The organism is Streptomyces sp. x-19 (assembly GCF_046549115.1).
Taxonomy (GTDB): Bacteria; Actinomycetota; Actinomycetes; order Streptomycetales; family Streptomycetaceae; genus Streptomyces; species Streptomyces albulus_C.
Map to the genome: position 1 here is coordinate 27,799 of NZ_JAJPWK010000021.1, position 5,834 is coordinate 33,632.

Below are 5,834 nucleotides of genomic sequence, written 5' to 3' on the forward strand. Positions count from 1 at the left end.
TAGGTGATGGCACCTCGTGACGCCCCGCCCTGCTCACCGTGATGTCACTCGATGACATCGCCGTGGTAGAGTGATGTCATTCGATGACATCACTTGTGGAGGCACCGATGAAGCGCATCCAGTACCACCAGTACGGCGGCCCCGAAGTCATGCGTCTGGAGGATTTCGAGCCGACTCGTCCTGGTTCCGGGGAGGTTCTGGTCCGCGTGCGGGCAGCCGCGGCCAACCCGATGGACTGGGGTATCCGCAGCGGCGCCATGAAGATGGTGACCGGACGGAAGTTCCCGCGCGCACTGGGCTACGACTTCGCCGGCGTCGTCGAGGCGGTCGGCGAGGGCGTCACTCGGCTCGCCGTCGGCGACGAAGTGCTCGGCGGGGCGTCGATCAAGGCATCGGGAGCTTTCGCCGAGATGGTCCTGGCCGCGGAGAGAGGGGTTGTGAGGAAGCCCGCGGAACTCTCCTTCGAGGAGGCCGCCGCCATCCCGACCGTTGGCCTCACCGCACTCCAAGCCGTCGTCAAGAAGGGAAAGCTGCAGCCCGGGCAATCGGTCTTCATCAACGGCTGCCTCGGTGGAGTCGGCCGAGCCGGCGCCCAGATCGCGCTGGCGCACGGCGCCTCAGTGGGAGGCAGCTGCCGCGCCACCGCCACGCAGGACGCGCGCGACCTCGGCCTCGACCCGATCGTCGAATTCGACTTCGACCCGACGGCGCTCAGCGGCCGATTCGACCTCGTCGTCGACACTGCCGACACGCTCCCGACCGACGCAGCGAAGAAGATGCTGAAGCCAAACGGACGCATCGTCAGCATCCATCCCACGCCCGCGAACATCGCAAAGAGCGCACTGCCGGGCCCGTACAACGTCTTGATCACCAGACCCGTCACGGAGGACCTCGGGGAGGTCGCGCGCGCCGCCGGACGCGGCACACTGCGGGTGCCGATCGCCCGTACGGTGCCGCTCGCGGAAGCAATCGCGGCACTCACCGAGCTCGAACGCGACGGCACGCCCAAGGGCGGCAAGCTTGTCATCACGACCGAGTGACCTCAGGGGCATTGGCGTCACATCCCCACGCCCGGCCGACCGTTCACGGCCGCCGACTCCTGGTCGACCGTCTCCGGGCCAGACGTCCCGTCGCCCACGTCGCTGACGAGAGGGGCATCTCCCGGGCTACGGCCCACAAGTGGGTTCGGCACTGGCGGGCCGAGGGCGATGCGGGCCTGTGCGACCGCACGAGCCGGCCCCGCGCCACTCCACACCGCACGCCCGCCGACGTGGAGGAACGGATCTGCGCTCAACGACGCGAGCGGGTTTCCTTCACATCCAAGTGGTCGTTGCAGCACACTCCCCCGCCCCACAGCCTGGATCGCTCAGCGATCCCCGTCCACCTCCCAGGAACACGCAAAGGAACGCATCATGTCCGCACCTGCAGCCTTGATCACCGGCGGAACCAGCGGCATCGGCAAAGCGACCGCTGAACTGCTCCACACCCGCGGCTACCGCGTCATGGTCACCGGCCTCGACACCCTCGCCGCCGGGCTTCCCGAAGACATCACAGTCGTGCGGGCCGACGCCCGGTCCCTGCCGGACATCGACCAGGCAATAGACCAGGCACGCCGGCGATTCGGCTCCCTCGACCTGCTCTTCCTCAACGCGGGCATCTCCCGCCCCGGCCCGATCGAAGCAACCGACGAAGACACCTTCGACGCCCTGTTCGACATCAACGTCAAGGGCAACTTCTTCACCCTGCAAAAGGCACTCCCGCTCCTCAGCGAAGGCGCCTCCATCGTGTTCACCGTGGGCGTCGGCGGAGGGATGGGGGCCGCCATGGCAGCAGCCAAGGGCGCCCTGCTGCCTCTCGTGCGGTCCCTCGCGCTCGAACTCGCCCCCCGTCGCATCCGCGTCAACGCCATCAGCCCAGGAGTGATCAACACCCCCGCCTACGGCAAGATGGGCATCTCCCAGGAAACGATCGACTCCTGGGGCCAGGACATCCCGCTCGGACGCGTCGGCGCTGCCGCCGACATCGCCGACGCCGTGGCCTTCCTCGCTTCGGACGCCGCCAGCTACATCACCGGCGACAACCTCACCGTCTCCGGCGGCATCGGCATTCACCCCCGCCCCTGACGCGCAACTCCTCACCCGGCTCCGACGAGCAACGTTCACCGAGGCCGGCCTGCCCCGGCCTCGAAGCCAGCCGACCACGATCAAACTCACCGGGATTTCCTGTAGGCCAACTACGCACACCCAGTCGAGGCGGACGTCACGCCAGGGCAGGCGGCGGACTCGTTCATGGAGTCCGGGGTGGTTCCGCTTGACGGATGGCCAGGGAGTGGGCTCCGCGTTCGGCTCAAGCACAACAAAGCACTGGCCACCCGCTACGACAACGAGCCCGCCACTACCAAGCCCTGGTCACCCGCGGCTGCCTCCGGATGCCGCAAGCGCCACCGCGCCGGACGGGCAGCCTGCGGGGCGCTAAGGTCCCTCCCTGTGAAGGCACGCTGCGGGGCCCGGTTCCAGCAGCTCGCGGACGCGCTGCTGAACTCAGCCGCCGACCGGCCGCAGAGCGGCGGCGTCTGCGGTCGGGGCTGGGGCGCCCGCCGCTTTCTGCCGCAGGGCGTCCCGCTTGGCGACCTCCGCGCGCACGATCGGGATGACCTCGCGCCCGAACTCGACGGCGTCCTCCAGGTAGTCGTAGCCGTGGGCCGCGATGATCTCCACCCCGAGGTCGACGTAGTCGAGCAGCGCGGCCGCGACCGTCTCGGGCGTGCCGACCAGCGCCGCCACGGGGCCGCCGCCGCCGGTGGCGGCCACGGTCCCGGTCCACAGGCAGCGGTCGAAGCGCTCGCCCTGCGCGGCAAGCTGGCGCAGACGGTGGGAGGCGACGTCCGCGCTCTTGCTCAGACCCTGCTTGCGGGCGTGGATCTGGTCGACGACGCGGTGCGCCTTCTCCCAAGCCTGTTCCTCAGTGGCGCCGAGGATCGGCCGGAAGGCGCAGTGCAGACGGGGCATCTCGGTGCGTCCGGCCGCTCGGGCCGCCGTGTACACGGAGTTGACCTGCTCGGCGGTGCCGGCCAGCGACTCCGCCCACAGGCCGTAGATGTCCGCCTCCGCGCCGCCAACCGCGTACGCCGCCGGCGACGAGCCGCCGAATGAGAGTGCGGGCCGGGGCTGTTGCGCCGGGAAGACGTCGCTGACGAAGTCGTGGAAGCGGTAGTGCTCGCCTTCGTAGTCGAAGGGTTCGTGCGAGGTCCACGCCTTCTTGACGATCTGCATGTACTCGCGAGTGCGTGCGTAACGCTCGTCCTTCTTCAGGAAGTCGCCCTCGCGCTGCTGGTCGTCGTCGAAGGCCCCGCTGATGAAGTGCAGGGTGAGCCGACCGTCTGTGACATGGTCGAAGGTGGCGAACGTGGTGGCTGCGAAGGTGGGACAGGACACGTTCGGCCGGTGCGCCACGAGGAACTCGATGTGGTCGGTGTTCGCGGCGAGGTATGCGGCGATCTGCGCGGGGTCCGGCCAGTTGGAACGGTAGGCGATCAGCAGGCGGTCCCAGCCGGCCTCCTCGTGTGCCCGGGCGAGGCGCAGCGTGTACTCCTTGTCGAACACCGGGCCGGAACGCGCGCGGGTCTCCGAACCGTCGTTGGTCATGGCAGAGCCTACGAAGCTCACGGGCATGGTTAGTCGTCTCCTCAAAGGGCGGGCCCCGGTCAGGGGCTGCCGGTCGTTCTTCGGCGCGAGGGGAGCACCGCTCGCGGAGGTTGTCAGGTTGTGGACGGCCCGGCGGTGCGGGCGTCGGCCGCTGTCCGTCCATGTCGGCGATGGAACGCGGCTGCGACGATGCCGGCCGCCAGGAGGATCGCCGCGCCTCCGAGGACGAAGGGCGCCCGGCCGCCGAGTGCGTCGGCCAGCCAGCCGGTCAGCGGGCCGCCGAGGGGAGTGCCGCCGAGCAGCACCAGCATGTAGAGGCCCGTGACGCGCCCGCGCACCTCGTCGCTCACCGACATCTGGACGGTGGTGTGTGCCGCGATGACGAACACCGTCGCTGCGGTGCCGGCGCCGACCAGCAGCAAGCCGAAGAGCCAGATGCCGGGCATGAGTCCGAGGGCCAGGTCCAGTACCCCCAGTAGGGCGGCGGACCGTACGAGCAGCATCCGCAGACGTTCCAGGGAGGTCTTGCCGCGCAGCGAGGTCATGACGGAGCCGGCCAGCATGCCCAGCGCCAGCAGCGTCGACAGCAGCCCGAAGGAGCCGGCACCGGCACCGAACACCTTCGCAGCGGCCGTCGCCACGGCGGTGCTGAAACTGGCGAGCGTGCCGACCACCAAAGTGAGGCCCATCAGGAGCATCAGATCCGGATCGTTCCAGGTGTAGTGCAGACCCTCGCGAAGCTGTCCCCGAGCCCGCCGCGCGGTGGGCCTGCGGTGCAGGGTGCTCGGGTCGGTCGCCATCAGCCCCGCCACCACCGCGGCGAAACTCACGGTGTTGCACAGGAAGACCGGACCCGTGCCCCACCAGCCGATGGCCCAGCCCGCAAGAGCCGGACCGACGACGCGGGACACGTTGAACGTCGTCGAGTTCAGCGCGACGGCCTTGGACACGTCGTCCTTGCCCACCATCTCCACCACGAACGACTCGAAGATCGGAGCGTCCAGCGCGGAAAGGCAGCCCAGGGCGAAACACAGCAGGTAGACGTGCCAGAGCCGTACCGAACCGGTGAGTTCCAGCAGCCCCAGGACGAGTGCGCACATTCCCATCAGGGACTGCAGCACCATCAAGGCCCGGCGTACGTCGAGGCGGTCGGCGAGTACGCCTGCCCACAGGGACAGGAGGAGGACCGGCAGGAACTGCAGACCCGTCGCCACGCCCAGCGCCATCGGGTCCTTGCCCGACAGTTCCAGTACGAGCCAATCCTGTGCGATCCGCTGCATCCACGTGCCGACCAGGGAGAAGACCTGCCCGGTCAGGAACCGGCGGTAGTTGGGCTGCCGAAGGATGTCGAATCCGTCAACAAGCCTCAAGAGCAGCGGCGGACGGGCGATGGGACCGCCCCGTCCGCACCGCCTCGTATCGGTGCCCAATCGAGTCTCCCTCACTGTTCCCCTTATCGGCTCGGTTCTCAGGCCCGGCCCCTGGTGCTGATCGCCGACCTGGCGTTCACCGAAGCAGTGGCGCCAGGTGGTGGAAGCCGCCGTCGTGGTAGAGCAGCGGCCTGCCCGGTCCCGAGGTGCGGCCGGTGAGGGCCTCGGCGACGACGATGCGGTGGCCCGCAGCGGGCATGCGGGCGACGATCCGGCACACGAGCCGCCCGAGGACCCCGTCCAGCAGGGGCACGCCGTTGGGGCCGGGATGCCAGGCGGTGGAGGTGGCGAAGCGATCGGCTCCGCTGCGGGCGAACGTGGCCCCCAACTCCCGCTGTTCGGCGGCCAGAAGGTGCACTCCCACGTACTCGGCCTGTGCGATGACCGGCCAGCAGGAGTTCGAGGTGCCGATGCCGAACGAGACCAGCGGTGGGTCCAGAGAGACCGAGTTGAGCGAGGTGGCGGTGAATCCCACGGGCGCGTCGCCGAAGGCCGTGATCACGGCGACGCCGGCCGCGTGCTGTCGGAACACCGAACGCAGCAGCTCCGCAGTGGCCAGCTCTTCCGGGCCGGCCGGTGCCGGGTGTGTCATGGGTTGACCGTTCTCCGTTCCGGGCGCCCAGGGGCGCCGTGGTCTGCCGGGTGAGGGTTCGTCTGTCGCCGTGCCGGGCCCTGCGCCGGGTCCTGGTGTGGCGGGGCGACAGGGGGGCCGGGCGGGTCCGCTGTCCCCCTGCGCGGATCACCGCGGCGGTGTCGACCG

5 protein-coding genes and 1 pseudogene are annotated in these 5,834 nt (G+C 69.5%); 3 read left to right on the plus strand and 3 right to left on the minus strand.

Features of this window, described 5'->3' with window-relative positions:
* The first annotated feature begins 107 nt into the window (after positions 1-107).
* The 3 genes and pseudogenes from ACLJT4_RS32595 (at position 108) to ACLJT4_RS32605 (ending at position 2,123) form a co-directional block, all read left to right on the plus strand.
* A complete protein-coding gene (locus ACLJT4_RS32595; RefSeq protein WP_411127841.1) occupies positions 108-1,040 on the plus strand; it encodes an NADP-dependent oxidoreductase in 933 nt (310 codons plus the stop codon).
* Between the two features lie 11 nt (positions 1,041-1,051).
* Positions 1,052-1,306, plus strand: a pseudogene (locus ACLJT4_RS32600) (leucine zipper domain-containing protein); the annotation flags it as partial.
* Positions 1,307-1,412: 106 nt separating this feature from the next.
* Positions 1,413-2,123 (plus strand): SDR family NAD(P)-dependent oxidoreductase, encoded by a 711-nt coding sequence (locus ACLJT4_RS32605; protein WP_411127843.1) that lies wholly within the window; start codon positions 1,413-1,415, stop codon positions 2,121-2,123.
* A 417-nt stretch (positions 2,124-2,540) separates the two neighbouring features.
* Here ACLJT4_RS32605 and ACLJT4_RS32610 read toward each other — a convergent pair whose 3' ends face one another.
* The 3 genes from ACLJT4_RS32610 to ACLJT4_RS32620 form a co-directional block, all read right to left on the minus strand.
* On the minus strand, positions 2,541-3,671 hold the full coding sequence (locus tag ACLJT4_RS32610; RefSeq protein WP_411127845.1) for an LLM class flavin-dependent oxidoreductase: 1,131 nt from the start codon (positions 3,669-3,671) through the stop codon (positions 2,541-2,543).
* A gap of 86 nt (positions 3,672-3,757) precedes the next feature.
* Entirely contained in the window at positions 3,758-5,014 is a 1,257-nt protein-coding gene (locus ACLJT4_RS32615) for an MFS transporter (protein WP_411127846.1), read from the minus strand.
* Positions 5,015-5,150: 136 nt separating this feature from the next.
* Positions 5,151-5,666 (minus strand): flavin reductase family protein, encoded by a 516-nt coding sequence (locus ACLJT4_RS32620; RefSeq protein ID WP_411127848.1) that lies wholly within the window; start codon positions 5,664-5,666, stop codon positions 5,151-5,153.
* Positions 5,667-5,834: the final 168 nt, after the last annotated feature.